This window comes from Rapidithrix thailandica (assembly GCF_039710355.1).
GTDB lineage: Bacteria > Bacteroidota > Bacteroidia > Cytophagales > Flammeovirgaceae > Rapidithrix > Rapidithrix thailandica.
The window spans coordinates 152,782-169,397 of sequence record NZ_JBDKWZ010000013.1 but is presented as its reverse complement, the minus strand read 5'-3'; the positions used below and the strand labels follow the sequence as shown (position 1 = coordinate 169,397).

Genomic DNA, 16,616 nt, shown 5'->3' with positions numbered 1-16,616 from the left:
ACCTCTCATGCTATAATAGCGGGAAAATAGTGCTTGGCAAGCAGTGAATGAAACATCTTTTTACAAAGAAAAACCAAATAATGAATGAAAATTAATCTGAGTATAACAACGCTAAAACCGTTACAGGCTACGCTCTTGGCCGTCATACTTTCGGAATTGGTATACACGGTAATTTTTTTATTTTTTTTAAATGATGCGGGATATTGGATCGGTTTTACCCTGTCATTTTTCATTCCTGTAGTGACCGCTTATCCCATTCATTATATACTTTACAAACAGGCAAAAAAACTGGAAGCTTCCCGCAAACAAATTGCCCGGCAAAACAAAAAGTTAGAGCAGGTATTACAACAGCGAAAAGTACTGCTTTCGATCATCTCACATGATCTCCGTTCGCCTGTCGACTCTTTTTACCAATTGTTACAGGCTTTTTATGAAGACCTTGATCACGATCCGGAAGCACAGGATTTGATGAAATTCCTTATTGGCAGAACTGAAAATATCAAACTACTGATTAACAACCTTTTGGCTTGGGCCAGTGAACAAGAGAACTCCCAACCAGACGAAATAGAAACCTTTAGCCTATACTCATTGGTAGAAGAGGTTTCGGTCGAAATGGAAGAGTTATTGGTAAAAAAACATTTGATATTGGTAAACTGCTGTGAGGAGTCCATAATGATCCGGGCCAACCCTACCACATCCCGTATTGTGTTGCGAAATTTGATTTCAAACTCTATCAAATTCAGTTACCGCCAAAGTACCATCGAGATCTCTGCAAAATTACCGGAAAACGGACTTCAGTTTGTAAAAGTTGCCGTTAAGGATCAAGGCGTGGGCATGCAGGAGCAAGTAAAAGTAAAGTTATTTAATTTGAATGAACGCTATACGTCCCTTGGAACCGCCAATGAACAAGGCAACGGGTTGGGCTTATTTTTCTGTAAAGAGTTTATCAATCAACAAGGCGGTGAAATATGGGTGGAAAGTCAGGAGAAGCAAGGAAGTACCTTTTATTTTACTTTACCCATCACCCGTGCTGTATAGTCCTTTTTTCTCCTCATTGATAAACCGGTCTTTTTCCTTCTTGGTCAAATAGTCATTCAAGCGGTAAATGATGACTTCCTCTGCCAAGTCAATATTAACTACCCCTTTGGTATGCAAATCTTCCAACACTTTTTTGGCCTCTGCGGAGGTAATTTTCAAGGTAAGCATCACATCCACTACTGTAAGCAATCCATGTTGGGAAGTCGCCAAGCGAATCAACTGATTTTCAATTAACCGTTCTTGTTCGAGCTTTTTTTGCCATTGGCTTTTGATATACATACGGAAGCCGAAAAACATAGGCCCTAAGCCAAAGAGCGACAGTTGCAGAAAATCCTCCCAAAACGGCTCCAAACTATTATGGAAGAGGGAGTGTAGAAAACCGGGCAAAACCAATAGGCCCAAGCCAATCAGCAAAATGCCCAGGCAGCCTTTTTGTTCGGATTGATGATCGTTGGGAGGAAGGTAAGAACGCGTCATAATGCAAATTGGGAACATCCTATAATTGACTAACAGTATAGCCAAGAACATGTTCCCAATTCGCAATTTTTTCAAGCTTCCCTTAGCCGTAAATTTCATTTAACAGGCCGGCCAAACGGACTCCTGCCTGCAACAGCCGTAAGTTGATGCTGTCCAGATGCTCATAATTATATCGGTAATTGATTTTGTTATTTTCGGGTAATTCATAGATCTGTTGGCGGTATTTCATCGATTCGTAAGCCCAATCCACTACCGTAGAAGATTGCCAGGTTTGAACCTGTTCCTTACTTGTGTGATTGATGCTTTCCACATATTCGGTAAAGCTCAGTTGCTGTTTGTCGATGATGCCACTGTCCCATACCCGGTGCAGATTTGACGAGTTCCAAAAATACTCCAGGCGTACATCATTCCCCCCCTTGTCGGTTCCGTTGCCTACATGCAAAGGTTGGTGAATATCGCCTACCAAGTGGATTAAACAGCGAAGGGCCATTTTTTCATCTCCATGGCTGAATTGCTTACTTTTCAACTCCTTCACAAGTCTTTGTATGGTCACTATTACATCTCCTTCTTCGGGAGTACCTGCCTCTTCATAGGTTTTTCCATCGGGAATGGTGGCATAGTGCCAAGGCTTCATAAAATCATATTCAGGGTTGGATTTAATAAAGTCCATCCAATTGCTGGCCATGGCCAAGGTTTCTTCCTGTAATACCTTTCGAATATTTTTTTTCGCTTTTTTACTCAAGTGTTTTTCAGCAACCAAGCCCACTACCCGGTGGCCGGTTTGTCCCCATAGAATATCATGTGCTAATAGCTGAGAGGAAAATAAAATTGCAATACAAAAGGATACTACTTTCATCTTTTTTCGCCAAAGGTAGGTAGCGTATTTCTTCTGCACAATACCCCCCCGATCAATTCACAGTTTGTTCAACCTCTCAATCCTGATAAAGCTTTTTACCATGAATATATGTCTCTACAGCTTCGTGTACCAAATATTTAATGGAGTGGTTATTTCGCAATGCATCCCGGATAAAGGTAGCTGAAATATCAATCAAAGGTGCTTCGATTACGGTATAGTTTTGTAGTTTGGAGTAATCTATCGGTGAAGTATTGGGACGGGGATACACCAGCAAACCGTACTGCTCCATCAACTGTCGGTAGTTTTTCCATTTGTGAAAAGAAACCAAATTATCTTCTCCAATGATTAGCCGGAACTCATGTTGTGGATATTTATCGGAAAGATACGCCAATGTATCAATGGTGTAGCTAGGCCGGGGCATTCTAAACTCAATATCCGTAGCACGAAACTTTGGGTTGTCATCAATGGCCAAACGCACCATATCCAATCGATCAAATTCATGCGCCAGGTTAGAACGTTTTTTAAAAGGGTTTTGCGGAGACACCACAAACCAAACCTGGTCAATATCGGCCGCTTCGGCCATCGTGTTGGCAATGATTAAATGCCCTATGTGAATGGGGTTGAAAGAACCAAAAAATAATCCGATCTTCATAGCTCTACGCACCTGTTTCTTTTAAATATCTAGCTTTTGTCCTGATACTTTGCCAGAGTCTTTTCAATATTACACCTCCGGATATGCACAAACTCTGGCAAGTTTCATTTCAACAAAGTTAAACACCAATCCAGAAATTGCCGAAAATAGTAAAAATTCTCTTACCCCCTACTGGCTGCCAGCAATCGCTTAGTTTGCTGTTTCTTTCTTCTGAAGCCGAAGTATTTTTTCCAAATTCTCAATTTGCCGTATGGTATTGTACTCCTCCCAAAAATCAGGCTCATAAGAACCGATTTCTTCCACAAAAACATCTTGCATTTTCAAAGTTTCATCATAACGGAAAGGCTGTACATTTTCCAAGGAATGTTTTGTAGTCAGGTAATCGGCATGAACCATTAACAAACGATTCCTTTCCTCTTTTTGAAATTTGAGTTGCAAAGCTCCCTTTACTCCTGCATAATACAAATGCCATTTGCCATCTATTTTATGATAATCCACCTGATATTGTTTTGCCCGCCAACGCATAGACAATCCCATCAGTTGATACACAAAACTATTGGAAATAGAAGTGCGGTTATTTACTTGTAACCCAGCCGGAGTCAATTGGTACTTCACCTGCACAAAGGCTTGGTCTAGCGTATCAATATATATTTTACCGGTGTACTGAGCTTTGGGATGAACCCTTTTAGGTGTAAAACCAATTTCATACACAGGCCTTCCGTCCATTTCCGTCAGGGAAAGCACACTGTACTGATAGTAGCGAAAATATTTTCTTTGTAAAAAGTTTTTTTTTCGTTTTACCAGATCCAAAAAGATTCCTACATGCGGCCCTCCGGTCAACTTAGGCAATTGCAGAGAATCGGGAGTTTCGGTGAACGGATGCTTTCTCCCTTTCATAATTTTTACAAAATCATGGGAAGACTGACGGTAGGAGGCTTTATACACTTGTAATACCGCTTCAACAAACGATGAATAGGCCTCGTTTTCCCGGATGGTTTCCCGGTAAAAGCCTGTGTGTAAACGGGCCTCCTGAGCATAGTTTAAAGGTATTTTGCCCAATGCCTCCCTCAATATTTCCAATGCCCTGTCAGGCTGTACGGTCACTTCTTTGAGTAGAATCGTGGCGGTTTGTAAGCGAATCAACAATTGCTTACCGATAAGAGTTGAGAGTGGGGAAGAATAACTTTGATACCCTAAAGAGGAAATCAAGAGGCTATCTTGCAGCTGATGTGCAGGAACCCTTAAAACAAACTCTCCCTCGGCATTGCTCACTGTACCAATGCTGGAATGTTGAATACTAATATGTGAATAGGGAAGCGCTTGTTCGGTCAGGTGATCGATGACTTTACCTTTGATATAGCGGGATTGCGCTAAAAGACGGGAGGGAAAAATCCAGAAAGTGAAATTTAAAAATAAAATAGCACAAACAAGTCGTATCATCGTATTGGCGCATTTCATTGACAAATTGTAAAAATAAAATAAGCCCTACCGTCAAAGACAGTGGGCTTACGACATGTCAAATTACTCAAAAACCATGAATCATGAAATGCTTCTCACCAAAAATTGTCCTTTAAATTTTATTTGTTCTACCTTGTTATGCTCACTAAAAACCTTTACTCTATATTTTTACTTAAAAGCTTTTTCAAAAACTTAGCTGGCTGAAACTCTTTCTTGTTCTTAACCCCTTGTTGTGATACAAATATGGTAAGGATTTCATCGGTAGAAAACTAAAAAACCATAACCAGGGATAATTTAGGATTGAATGGGCAATTTCCAGGAAAGAACATTCAGGGTGTACGATAACAAAAGTGCAAAAGTTGGCAGTAACCGATCCGGATGATCAAGTTTTTTGCGCGAACTTGCACTTTTAAAGGAAGGAAAAAAGAAAAACTAAGCCCTGTTCGTAAAAAACAGGGCTTGAAAAGATCCAATTAAGCACCAAGTGCTGTCAACACTAAACGCCCTCATTCCAAGGCGATTTTAATTTTATATTCCCCATGCCCGGAGTAAGAGCGAACCATGATATAATACTCACCCGGTTCTATATCTTCAAAGATGATTTTTTCATGGGCGCTAACGGTAAAACCGGCAAAGTCATAATCCCGGGTAGTAGGAGGAGCACCACGTTTTAAATACAGGTCGAAATCAGCTCCATTATTAGGCCCTTCCAAGGTAACGACCAATTGAGAACCGATTTGTACCTTATAAAACTCTTCTTCCCTGTCTTTTAAGATCTTGCCTTCCACCTTGGTAGAGAATTTCACCGTATGAGTATGCGAATCCTCTTCCGATAACTCCTGCGCTTTTACAACCGCATTGGCGGCATTCGCCTTACCAAACCCAAACCATTCGGAATGGCCGTTTTCATCGTACTCGCCTTTGTTATGCCCCAGAATAACATCCTGTGTAAAATCCGTAATTTTATCAGCCGTAATTTCCAAAATTTTCTTGACTTGCCTGGCCGATAACCCAGGGTTTGCGGAGAGTATCAGCCCGGCAATACCGGCTACCAAAGGAGTAGCGCTGGATGTGCCACCAAACCGCCCGGTGAAACGGCCATTGCTGAAACCTTCCCCATACCGTTCATTGTCTGTAGTCCATATGCCCAGCCCCGGGGCATAAGCCGCCGGTTCGAGAGGGTGAAAGTTATTACTGGGAGCACTCACCGAAATTTGCTCACCCCAATTACTATACATTGCTTTTTTGTTCAAACTGGTAGAAGCTGCTACCGCCACCACTTCGGGATGGCTGGCATACCCGTTCACAATTGGACCGTGTTGTTCGATAATTCCATAGTGGGGATGCCGCCAGCGAAAGGTTTGGTTTTGTTCGTCTCGAAGTGGAGCATTGTAGTTTCCCGCAGCAAACACAATGACACAGCCCCTTTTGCGTGGGCCTCCCCGTTGGGCCAATTGCGAAAACTTATCTTTGATCAGACTACTCAACGGTGCATAGGCAGGCACGGGCCCCCAGCTACAAGAAATCACATCGGCCCGTTTACCTACGAAGTCAAACGCCTCCCATAATAAATCATCGTTGGCACTGAGGGGAAACCTGACTGGCATAAACGCACACCCCGGAGCAATACCTACCACCCCATAACCATTCTCTACCGCCAATGCTACCCCGGCACAGGGCGTTCCATGATAATCGCCCTCGTTTTTTTCAGGAAAAGGATGTGCATCTCCGTCTACATAGTCTTTTGCATGGACAATCTTGCCTGCTCCGGCAAAGTCCGGATGACTTAAATCAAAGCCATCATCCATCACGGCAATGGTGATATTCGCTTTTCCCCGGGTAATATCCCAGGCCCGCTCCGCTTTCACATCGGCTTCGGGTACCAATTCGGGGGCTTCCCAGGATTTCAAATGCCATTGCCGTTCAAAATAATCGTCATTAGGCAAATAAGCACTGGCAAAACGCTCTACCAGGTTCGGTTCCACATACTCAATTTCATTTGCTCCGTGGAGTTGATTGGATACTTTTACAGGATTTCCTCCTGCCTCTTTGGTCACTTGTACTAAATAGGTATGATTCATTCCCGGATATTGCTTGAGGCTTTTCAAGCCGTTTTCGGATAGTAACTGAGCAATTCTTTGGTGGCTTACGTGGTGCTTGAATCTAATAATCAACTGATCCGTGAGGTAATAGCGAGTGTTATTGGCATCTTTAGGCCGGTAAGCATGATGACATATTCCTGTTTGACTGGCTTCCCGGTACTGTTGCATCACGGTATCACGCACTGCACTTTGGACTTTCACTTTATAGATACCATTCTCTACTTTCTTTACTTCTTTCACTCCCGTAGCTTGGCTGAGGTTTTCCAATTCGCGTTTATTCTGTACAATAGCGGTAAAGACTTCCTCTTCCTTTTCCAGGGGTATTTGTTCACCACCCCTCCATAAAAAATTTTGAGCTGCCATTGGATTCGTAATTTATAAGTAGAAGATTAAAAATAACTCTGTAGTAAAAAAACACCAGATCACTAAGAACAGGTTTAAAAGTCGTTGCGGGGACCACCCCACGGGGGATGCTTCTTCGAAAGGCCGCTCCTTTGAGGATGAGGATTTTCAGAAGGTCATTTCAGTAGTCCAAAAGGTGAAATTTAAACATGCTCTACTATTCAAGTATTTACATGATTTATCACTAAAAAATATAGATACATTTCCTTTCTTTCCTCCTCCCTTGTAAAAACCATATATTTTCGAATCATTATCAGTCAAAAAACCTTCGCCTATCCACACAACAGACAACAATCCGGATCGGCTCTTTCAACTTGTGTGCGTGTTGTTATAGTTTCTTTAAATAATGCCGATGCACCCATCCTTGAATATCATCATCTCCATTCACTCGTCCTATCACTTTTACATACCCCCAATTCTGATGTTCTTCCAATACTACCACTTGCGTATTTTTTGGCAATGCCTCGGGTATAATGCACATAAACGTAGTTCCCGGACCACTGCGAATATTCAAAGGAGCTGTACAAGAGTAGTTTGTAGAAAGAGGAGCCTTTTCGAGAGTAAATGCTTTTTGAAAATCTTTCATGGGAAAAGCCGGACCGGGGTCTAATTTTCGATGAGGCGCGATATCATCATGCCCGATTATTTCCCGAATGGGATACGTTTCCATCAGCACTTCGGCTACTTTCCGGGCTGTTTTCAATTGCGGTTTGGTGAATTTATGCCAACCGCTAAGCATCGAATCATGTTTGTGAACAGCTTCAATCACCTGGCGCTTGGGTACTGAAGCTCCGTACCATGATCGCCACGAGCGTCCGTTTTGTAACAATTGACCGGCGTTTTCAAACTCAATGCCAATAGCATAGTAATTTAGCATGGCAAACCCTTTCCAAAAACTCCGTCCGGCATGCCAAGCCACCTTATCCAAAGGCACTAATTGCGTGATTTGTCCCTTTCGGTTAATCAATATATGCGCTGACACCTGACTCTCGCGGCTTTGGAACCATTGTAACGCACTGGCTTCCGTACTGGCAGTATAATGAAACACTAGAAACTTACAATCCAACTGGCCACCATGATTAGGACTGGCGAGGTAACTCACAGGCTTGTTTCTACGAAGGTACAGTTTGTGATCGATAATCAACATAGCTAAAATTATAGCAAAGGCATGTTCGGTAAAGAATCTCCAATCCCTTACATTTGCCTTTCAATAGGTCCATGGCTTATGCGTGGATTGAATCACTGACTGATAGGTCTTCTTAGGCAATGCGAACTTTATAAAGCCGTATTTATCCAGTGGATTTGCTAGAATTACTTAAAAAAATAGTACTCTTGTAACAAAGTTAAGTTTGTATTTTAACAGTCCTTTTGTTCTTAGTACTCAACAATTTAAAAGGAAAATCATTGAAATCAAACAAGTACGGATACTTTCTTAGGAGGCAAAAAGGCTGAATATTTGTGAGTGGTAGTGTGTTTTTGATTTCGTTCCTATTTTTGCAGTGAATTTTTAGCGATAATAAATATTTAAGTAATGACTGATTACTATAATTTAAAGGTGAAATCAGTGGTTAGGGAAACTGAGGATGCCGTAACCATCCATTTCAAACAGCCTTTATTCAGAAAAGTAAAATATAAACCAGGCCAATTTCTAACCTTGTTGGTACCCGTCAATGGAGAAACCTTGCGCAGGTCTTATTCCATGTGTTCGGCTCCCACGTTGGACAGTACGGTGGCCGTCACCATAAAAAGAGTAGAAGGAGGGAAAGTTTCTAACCACCTCAATGACCATGCGAAGTCCGGTGATGTGATCCAGGTGATGAAACCTATGGGGCACTTCGGCACGGAAGCTTCTAAAAACAAAAAGAGGCATATCGTATTGTTTGGTGCCGGTAGCGGTATCACTCCCTTAATGTCTATTCTCAAATCGGTGTTGTTTTATGAACCTAACAGTACTGTCTCGTTGGTCTATGGCAACCGCAACGAGCAATCCATTATCTTCAAAGAAAAATTAACCGAATACAAAGAAAAATTTGGCGACCGGTTTAACTTGGTACATGTCTTGTCAAAACCCAGCGAAAACTGGGGAGGATATACAGGAAGAATTGATGAAACCAAAGTGGTGAATATCTTAAACCTACTTCCCAAGTTTTCAGAAGAAGATACGGAATACTTCCTTTGTGGTCCTCATGCCTTGATGGATATGGTGGAAACAACTTTGAAAAAAACCAAAGTGCCTGAATTTAAAATTCATCACGAAAGCTTTGTTTCTACCAAAGACCCCAAGAAAGTAGCAGAGGAATTAAAATCATTCAAAACGCATAAAGTAAAAATCCTGATAGACGGGGAAGAGCATCAACTGACTGTTCCACCGGACAAAAGCATCCTGGATGTAGCCTTGGACGAAGGTTTGGACCTGCCTTTCTCTTGCCAAAGTGGCTTGTGTACTGCTTGCCGGGGCTTGTGTAAAGAAGGAAAGGTGAAGATGGTGGAAGGAGATGGGCTATCTCATGATGAAATTAAAGAGGGGTATATTTTGACTTGTGTGGGCCACCCTCAAACTGAGGATGTGGTGATTGAGATAGGATAAATTTCGAAACATTAACGCTGTTTAATATAATTTGAAAATGCACCGGTTGCTATCGGTGCTTTTTTTGTTTCACCCACTTGCTTTCCCCAAATTCACGTTTCGATAACACAGAAAAACCAATACCTCGACCCATCTTCTATAGGCCTGACGGATAGATTACTTCTCCTCATTTTCTAGTCTCACAAAGTCTTTGTAATATCGCTTTTTGCATTTTACAGATCACTTCCTTTTGTAATTTAAAAGCACTATGATGAAAAATTTGTTATTCCTGATTCCTATGTTCTCTTTCTTTTGGGCGTGTAGCCCAAAGGAGCAAACTTCCTCGGAATCACAACCACCCGAATCCGTACCGGTGAAAGTAATGAGTTACAATATCCGTTACGACAATCCTCAAGACAGTGTAAAAGGCAATGGTTGGGACACGCGCAAGCATAAGATAGTAGCTCTTATCCGCCATTATGCTCCTGACCTGATTGGTACACAAGAGGCCCTGGCACATCAAGTAGAATTTCTGGGAGAAAACCTTGAGGGTTATCAATGGAAAGGGGTCGGGCGCGATGATGGAAAAAGAGCCGGAGAGTTCGCTCCTGTTTTATACAACAGTCATAAATTTGAGCTGCTGGAAAGCAATACATTTTGGCTTTCCGAAACGCCTGAAAAGCCGAGCAAAGCTTGGGATGCCGCTTTACCGCGAATCGCCACTTGGGCCAAAATGAAGGAAAAAGCCAGCGGGAAAATCATTCTGATGATCAACACACACTTTGACCATGTAGGTAAGGAAGCCCGCAAACAAAGTATGCGATTGCTAAAGCAAAAAGCCAAAGAAATGGTAGGAGACCTACCCGTGGTCATCACCGGGGATTTTAACTGTACTCCCGATTCTGAGCCTTATGCTGAAATGACGGGTTCTGACGGTTACCAGGATGCCTTTGTGGCTTCTGCTCGCCCTAGTTATGGCCCTCAAGGCTCGTTTACCGGGTTTATAGTTTGTGAAGAAAACTCATTGCCTCGTATTGATTATATCTTTTTCAATGCCAAGGTAAAGGTGGAAAAGCATGAAATTATCAACGACTTTTCCCAAGGGCGTTATCCTTCTGATCATTTACCTCTGTTGGCGACTTTGAATTTTTAATTTTATTCGAATAATTCAACGTTAAATATTGTTATTCCACCGGATTCACCCTAAAGAGGGTTTCCGGCGGATAGCACTTCCGCCACAAATGGGAAAGTGAATTTTGTGAGTTCTTTATTTAACAATGTATTTATGGAAAACCGGGCTATTTGGTATTTTGAAGATGTAGATCTATACAAATTATTATGTCCTCATAAGTTGAAGGACTTTAAAGAGGAGCACAAGTTTTATCACCTGAAGAAAAATGAATTTGTTTATTTTCAAAATGACCCCTCCAATTGCATCTATATGATCGCCAAAGGCCGGGTAAAAATCGGGAGTTATAGCGAAGAGGGAAATGAAATCGTAAAAGCCATTCTTTCGGAGGGAGAGTTGTTTGGTGAGCTGGCCTTGATGGGAGAAGAGCGGAGAATGGACTTTGCCCAAGCGATGGACCCCGAAACTACGGTCTGTCCTATGAATGTGGAGCAAATGCAGGAGTTGATCCGCAATCATAAAACCCTGAGCTTTAAACTTTTTAAACTCATGGGTTTGCGGATTAAAAAGCTGGAGCGCAGGGTAGAGTCCTTGGTTTTCAAAGATTCCCGAACCCGGATCATCGAACTTCTCCGGGAAATGGCATTGGAAAAAGGGCAAAAAATAGGCTTTGAAATCATGATCAAAAACCATCTCACCCACAAAGATATCGCCCAACTCACCGGCACCTCCCGCCAAACGGTTACCACCATCCTCAATGAATTGAAAGAAGCCAACCTTATCTATTTCGACCGGAAAAAAATCCTGATACGGGATTTGGAAAAACTAACATAAAGCCGGGTTCGATCAAGCTTTTAAACAAAGAAAGGCCCTTGTTTCGCTACAAAGTATACAGAAACAAGAGCCTTTTTGCTCGTTATCTAACGACTAATTAATAACTCATTTCCACTATTTTGAAAACGTCTCCGGGTTGGATATCCTGGCGCTCACCTAACCCTACCCAATTCCTCTCTTTAAAACGGTTTTCAATAAACTGTGCCGTATCCTGGTATTCGGAGGTATAGTCCGAAAGCTTGGTCTGCACACCCAAATCATGATAGAATACCAGGGTCTTTTCTATGGCCAAAGATGCTTTTTCTTCTATAGAGCCTTCCTGAATACCCCATACCCTTTCACCAAATTGAGCCAATTTTTCTTTTTTGTTCTCAAACTTGTATTTATAAAGGTTCGGGCCAATGATTGCCAAGGTTCGGGCATGATCTATTCCATACAAAGCAGTGAGTTCATGACCAATTGCATGCACGGACCAATCCGTAGGCACCCCTTTCTGGATCAATCCATTTAATGCCATAGTACAAGCCCACATAAAATTAGAAGCCGCTTCATAGTCGTTGGGATTTTTCATCACTTTGGGTCCTACCTCAATCAATGTTTGTAAAATACTTTCGGCCATACGGTCTTGTAAAATCGCCCCGGCCGGATAGGTGATGTATTGCTCTAATACGTGATTAAAGGCATCCACTACACCATTTTGGAGCTGTCTTGCCGGAATGGATCGGATTACTTCCGGATCCAACACTGAAAACCGAGGAAACAAGCCCGGGCCACCCATACTTAGTTTTTCTTTGGTTGCGTCCCGGGTAATCACCGATCCCGAATTCATTTCAGAGCCCGTTGCTGGCAAGGTCAACACCGTACCGAAAGGAAAGCCTTTTTCCGTACGGATACGCATCGCTAAGATGTCCCAAGGTTCATTTCCCTCATATAAAGCAGCAGCGGCCAAAAACTTCGTTCCGTCAATCACCGATCCCCCGCCAACAGCCAGCATAAAATCAATCTTTTGAGCTTTGATAACTTCCAGGGCTTTCAACAAGATTTCATATTCGGGATTTGCGGGAATCCCTCCGAACTCCACTACTTCATAGCCTTTTAAAGCTGCCGTTACCTGATCGTAAATCCCATTTTGTTTAATACTTCCTCCACCGTAAAGCATCAATACTTTCGACCCTTCAGGTATTTCATTTGCCAGGTTACTAATTTGTCCTTTGCCAAAAAGGATTTTTGTCGGATTCTTAAATTCAAAATTCAGCATCGTTTTATTTTAGTTCTGGTTTGTCCAAAAGTGAAATTACCCACAAGAGGTATCATTACATTGTGTGTTTTGATTCGTCTCCGCTTCGATTTGCTGAAAGGCCTTTAAAAATACCTCTTCAGTCTGCGCCCCCTGTACCAAATATGTATTGTTGATGATAAAAGAAGGTACGGCCGACACACCACTGTTCCGGTAAAGTGCCTCTTCTTTTTGTACTTCCTCTTTTCCTTCTTCCGAATTTAAAAAGGCTTCTGCTTCTTGCGCATCTAAACCCACAGATCCGGCAATCTTCACCAAAGTACTATCATCAGTAAAATTTTGCCCATTTCCAAAATAGCCGACAAAGAGCTCTTTGGCCAATTCTTTTTCTTTTCCTTGCTTTTGGGCCCACCACATCAGCCGGTGTGCCTGGATGGTATTCGGAATATTGTCAATTTTTTCAGGATCCATTTTCAGGTTTTCCTCTTTGGCGATCTGTTCCAATTGGCTAAAAGCACCTGCCGCATCCGTTCCGAATTTCTGTTGGAAAAAAGCATTCTTTTCCATACCTGATTCAGGCATATCCGGATGCAGTTGAAAGGGTTTCCAGGAGATTTCTACCGGGGTGTCCGTTTGCGCTATGGCTTTCGCCAGCCTGTTTTCCCCGATATAACACCAAGGGCAAACCACATCCGAAACTATATCCACCTTAATGGTTTCTTTGCTCTTTTTTACTTCCATGTTATTGAATTGATTAACAATAAATGAAATTACTCCATAGCGTTTCCGCCCAGTTTCCCGGGTAATTTCAGTTCATTTTGCAAATAAAAATTTTAGTTTTCACGGTTTTATTAAATCACAACTCAGGCTCTTGTAGTAAGAGAGTTGTTCTCTAAATCTAGATTCCCAGGAAAAATAATCCATGGAATATTTTCAAGTAAAAATTTTTTAATATCGTAACTTTTCCAGCATCGTGTTTAACAAATCAGATTCTTCATCACTCAAACGCACATCAAAGCATTTGGTTTCCAGTATCTCTTTTCCTTTCTCACTGAGCTTCTCCCCCTCTGGGGTCAATTTTATGTAAACAACTCTTTGGTCTGTCAAATTCCGTTCTTTTACAATCAGCCCCTTTTCCATTAGTTTATTCAACAGCCTGGATACATTGGGCATCCGGTCCACCATCCGTTCTTTAATCAGGTTGACTGTAGCCGTTTGATGAGGTTGTCCTTTCAGAATTCTCAGGATATTCAATTGTTGTAAGGATAGGCCAATGGGTTTCAATGCTTGAGAAATTTTGCTTAAAGCCCAATTGGAAGTAAATACCAAGTTGGTAATCACCCTGATCTGAGAGCTGGTAAATGTATGCTGTATTTCATCTTCTAATTTCATAGCACAAAACTATCATCCATGGATAATAATTACAAGGAATATAAATTCTTTTAATTAAAAAAAGATCCTTTTAAACAAAGTAATGCACTCATACTCAAACAAATAAAAGCTAATACTACGTACGAATATTATTTATCCTGTTTTCCAATCTGTTCCCTGTTTTCAGAAAGCCACACCATGATTTTCATCCATATCCAGTGGGCGTGTTTGGTGGGTACACTGATGATGTGATTGTCCGAAACGATGGCGACATGGTCTTCCAATACGGTTTTTTCCCGTGAGGAAGACATCGTTTGAATTTCTTCAATAGCATTCCAAGGCATAAAATCGCGAAAGCGGTTGCGTTTTACCCACCAAAATAAGATGCTGTTGCATTCCAATTCTACCCCTGCATTGTCTATGATAATCCGGTATTCCACCATAAAGGCAATGGAAAATAAGAACAGGGCTAGTACATTGATCGGAATTACCGAATATAAGGGCAACTCATTATTGATCATAATCACTGATACGGCAAATAGCATTAACAATACCGGCAGCAATACAAAGGCCAAAAAATAAGGGTAGGACTTGGTATAAACCACCAATTGGTGTTGCAATTCATTCACCCAAACGCCAATTGGCCGTGGAGGTAAGTCTTTGGGCAGGTATTTTTTTCCGGGGATTTTATACAATGGAATATCCAGGTTTTCGGCCAATCGTATGTTGGGTTTATTAATAGCGATATCGGATATCACCCAATGCCTGAGCTTTGCAATCCTTTCCGCCATTTCTCTGAGGATGGTATAACTGTGTTCTGTTTGGGCATCGTCCGTACACACCACATGGCAAAGGATCTTACTTTTGGGAGGAGGAGCCGGCAACTCACTGTGCAAGCGTTTGTAAGTCTGCTTATGATGCTTTTGTAAAACTTCCCAATCCTCTTCCGAAAAGCTCTCCATCAACATGAGGCGAAGGTGTGTGGAGGCCTTAAACCCTTCTGAAAACTCATTTCTCAGTACAAATGAATCCAAGACCACAATTCCCTGTTCGGGAAGGTCAATTTGATACCATACTGCTTGAGGGAGGATTCGCGAGCCTTCCAGTATGATCTGATTAAATTGGTTCAAGGTTGCTTCCATCATATGATAAAAATAGAATAATCTTTGGAAAAGCTGTATACCGACTAAAAAATTCCCAAGTTTTATGAAGAGGAAAAGGGATCAGGTCGGGAGAAGAGAATAAATCTCTAATTTCTATTATCTTCGCAGATCAAACAGCGATTCTATGAAAAGGTTAGTTTTCATCTCATTTTTAATGGCTTACCTCTGTAGTTCATGCAATGACTGTACTCCGGAGGTGAATCCCGGCACAGGCTTATTGGTGGCTTTTTATTCTTTTAATGCGGAAGAGAAAAAGTATGAGCAATCCAATATCGACCTTGCCCAAGTAGGAGGCATTGCCAATCCGCAACTGTTGATTAGCAGGGATACTCTATTGAATAAGTTGGCTTTGCCTTTGTCGGAATTTGCCGATACTACAGCCTTTTACTTTTCCTATCCCGAAAGTGATGAAATGGATACCCTTTGTGTGAGTTATAAACGAAAAGTACAGGTAAATAGCCCGGACTGTTTTTCTTATACAGAATTCAGTGATGTTCAAATCATCTCTTCTTCGTTTGATTCTGTGTTTATGGAAAGCAATATCATTGATAATGATACCTTACAAAAAAATAATGTACAGATATTTTATTAACATATGTCTTTTGTGGGTGTTGGCTTCGGGAATAGGCCTGGCACAACAAACCGGAGCACCTCAACCGGAAAAAACAGTAGAGCCCACAGCTCCTCAAAAAAAGCTTAAAGAACCTTTCCACTGGGAAATTAACAGTGTAGGACTGGGAGTGGATCTGGCCCCACTGGTACTTACCTCCCTAAACGACCAGGTGACTCGCTATGAAGCCTACACAGATCTGTTGCTTAGCAGAACCTGGTTGGTTTCGGCCGCATACGGAAGACATCAAACTCAACGGGCCGACCGGGCTCAAACGTTTGACTATGAAAGCAAAGGGAGCTACTTACGGTTTGGGATAGATTATAATTTCCTGCGCAAAGCCAGTAAAACCGATATGATTACGTTGGGTTTGCGTTATGCCCACGCTACCTTTGATCATGCCGGCACCTCACTTATCGACTCCAGTTATTGGGGTGGCGGGGAGTTACACACCCAAGTCAATGGGGTTTCAGCCAATATTGTGGAGCTGGCCGGGGGGATCCAGGTTAACCTCTTTCGGCATTTCTACCTGGGATCTTCTTTTCGCTTTATGATCCTGGCTTCGGTAAGCGATTCTCCAACCTTGAATGTGGCGGACATTCCGGAATACGGCCCAAGAAAAGAGGGAAACAGTACCCGTATGGGGTATAATTTTTTTGTTATGTACCGTCTGCCGATAGGCCCAAGGAAACCGGGAAATTAAGTACTTCGTTGACACACC

The 16,616-nt window shown here is 41.9% G+C and carries 16 protein-coding genes; 6 read left to right on the top strand and 10 right to left on the bottom strand.

Translation table 11 applies throughout. From position 1 onward, the window contains the following. The first annotated feature begins 84 nt into the window (after positions 1 to 84). On the top strand, positions 85 to 1,038 hold the full coding sequence (locus AAG747_RS20825; RefSeq protein ID WP_346823157.1) for a sensor histidine kinase: 954 nt from the start codon (positions 85 to 87) through the stop codon (positions 1,036 to 1,038). Here AAG747_RS20825 and AAG747_RS20820 read toward each other — a convergent pair. From AAG747_RS20820 to AAG747_RS20795, 6 genes are all read right to left on the bottom strand, one after another. Further along, on the bottom strand, positions 1,015 to 1,515 hold the full coding sequence (locus AAG747_RS20820) for a hypothetical protein (RefSeq protein ID WP_346823156.1): 501 nt from the start codon (positions 1,513 to 1,515) through the stop codon (positions 1,015 to 1,017). The two genes, AAG747_RS20825 and AAG747_RS20820, sit on opposite strands and share 24 nt — an antisense overlap. An 82-nt stretch (positions 1,516 to 1,597) precedes the next feature. After that, positions 1,598 to 2,371, bottom strand: a complete 774-nt coding sequence (locus AAG747_RS20815; RefSeq protein ID WP_346823155.1) for a S1/P1 nuclease — start codon at positions 2,369 to 2,371, stop codon at positions 1,598 to 1,600. A gap of 76 nt (positions 2,372 to 2,447) precedes the next feature. After that, positions 2,448 to 3,023, bottom strand: a complete 576-nt coding sequence (gene nadD, locus AAG747_RS20810; RefSeq protein WP_346823154.1) for a nicotinate (nicotinamide) nucleotide adenylyltransferase — start codon at positions 3,021 to 3,023, stop codon at positions 2,448 to 2,450. 189 nt (positions 3,024 to 3,212) lie between these two features. Continuing rightward, on the bottom strand, positions 3,213 to 4,463 hold the full coding sequence (locus tag AAG747_RS20805; RefSeq protein ID WP_346823153.1) for a carboxypeptidase-like regulatory domain-containing protein: 1,251 nt from the start codon (positions 4,461 to 4,463) through the stop codon (positions 3,213 to 3,215). A 524-nt stretch (positions 4,464 to 4,987) separates the two neighbouring features. After that, complete coding sequence (locus tag AAG747_RS20800) at positions 4,988 to 6,946, bottom strand: S8 family serine peptidase (protein WP_346823152.1); 1,959 nt, start codon at positions 6,944 to 6,946, stop codon at positions 4,988 to 4,990. A 367-nt stretch (positions 6,947 to 7,313) separates the two neighbouring features. Continuing rightward, positions 7,314 to 8,132 (bottom strand): N-acetylmuramoyl-L-alanine amidase, encoded by an 819-nt coding sequence (locus tag AAG747_RS20795; RefSeq protein ID WP_346823151.1) that lies wholly within the window; start codon positions 8,130 to 8,132, stop codon positions 7,314 to 7,316. A 384-nt stretch (positions 8,133 to 8,516) separates the two neighbouring features. Here AAG747_RS20795 and AAG747_RS20790 point away from each other — a divergent pair, with 384 nt between their 5' ends. The 3 genes from AAG747_RS20790 to AAG747_RS20780 all read left to right on the top strand — a co-directional run bounded on the left by AAG747_RS20790 (position 8,517) and on the right by AAG747_RS20780 (position 11,514). Further along, a complete protein-coding gene (locus AAG747_RS20790; RefSeq protein ID WP_346823150.1) occupies positions 8,517 to 9,572 on the top strand; it encodes a 2Fe-2S iron-sulfur cluster-binding protein in 1,056 nt (351 codons plus the stop codon). Between the two features lie 247 nt (positions 9,573 to 9,819). Beyond that, positions 9,820 to 10,704 (top strand): endonuclease/exonuclease/phosphatase family protein, encoded by an 885-nt coding sequence (locus tag AAG747_RS20785; RefSeq protein WP_346823149.1) that lies wholly within the window; start codon positions 9,820 to 9,822, stop codon positions 10,702 to 10,704. Between the two features lie 132 nt (positions 10,705 to 10,836). Then, positions 10,837 to 11,514 carry a Crp/Fnr family transcriptional regulator gene (locus AAG747_RS20780; protein WP_346823148.1) on the top strand — a complete coding sequence of 226 codons (678 nt, stop codon included), beginning with the start codon at positions 10,837 to 10,839 and terminating at the stop codon, positions 11,512 to 11,514. A 97-nt stretch (positions 11,515 to 11,611) separates the two neighbouring features. Here the strand turns inward: AAG747_RS20780 and AAG747_RS20775 are convergent, their stop codons facing one another. The 4 genes from AAG747_RS20775 to AAG747_RS20760 form a co-directional block, all read right to left on the bottom strand. Continuing rightward, a complete protein-coding gene (locus AAG747_RS20775; protein WP_346823147.1) occupies positions 11,612 to 12,772 on the bottom strand; it encodes an iron-containing alcohol dehydrogenase in 1,161 nt (386 codons plus the stop codon). A 36-nt stretch (positions 12,773 to 12,808) separates the two neighbouring features. Beyond that, positions 12,809 to 13,492: a DsbA family oxidoreductase gene (locus AAG747_RS20770; RefSeq protein WP_346823146.1), complete on the bottom strand. Its 684-nt coding sequence runs from the start codon at positions 13,490 to 13,492 to the stop codon at positions 12,809 to 12,811. A gap of 207 nt (positions 13,493 to 13,699) precedes the next feature. Then, positions 13,700 to 14,143, bottom strand: a complete 444-nt coding sequence (locus AAG747_RS20765; RefSeq protein WP_346823145.1) for a MarR family winged helix-turn-helix transcriptional regulator — start codon at positions 14,141 to 14,143, stop codon at positions 13,700 to 13,702. A 128-nt stretch (positions 14,144 to 14,271) separates the two neighbouring features. Further along, complete coding sequence (locus tag AAG747_RS20760) at positions 14,272 to 15,267, bottom strand: hypothetical protein (RefSeq protein WP_346823144.1); 996 nt, start codon at positions 15,265 to 15,267, stop codon at positions 14,272 to 14,274. Between the two features lie 142 nt (positions 15,268 to 15,409). Between AAG747_RS20760 and AAG747_RS20755 the strand changes: the two genes are divergently transcribed. Further along, complete coding sequence (locus tag AAG747_RS20755; RefSeq protein ID WP_346823143.1) at positions 15,410 to 15,877, top strand: DUF6452 family protein; 468 nt, start codon at positions 15,410 to 15,412, stop codon at positions 15,875 to 15,877. After that, positions 15,858 to 16,598, top strand: coding sequence for a DUF6048 family protein (locus AAG747_RS20750; RefSeq protein WP_346823142.1), 741 nt, complete (start codon positions 15,858 to 15,860; stop codon positions 16,596 to 16,598). The genes AAG747_RS20755 and AAG747_RS20750 overlap by 20 nt, the downstream gene beginning before the upstream one ends. The last annotated feature ends 18 nt before the right edge of the window (positions 16,599 to 16,616 follow it).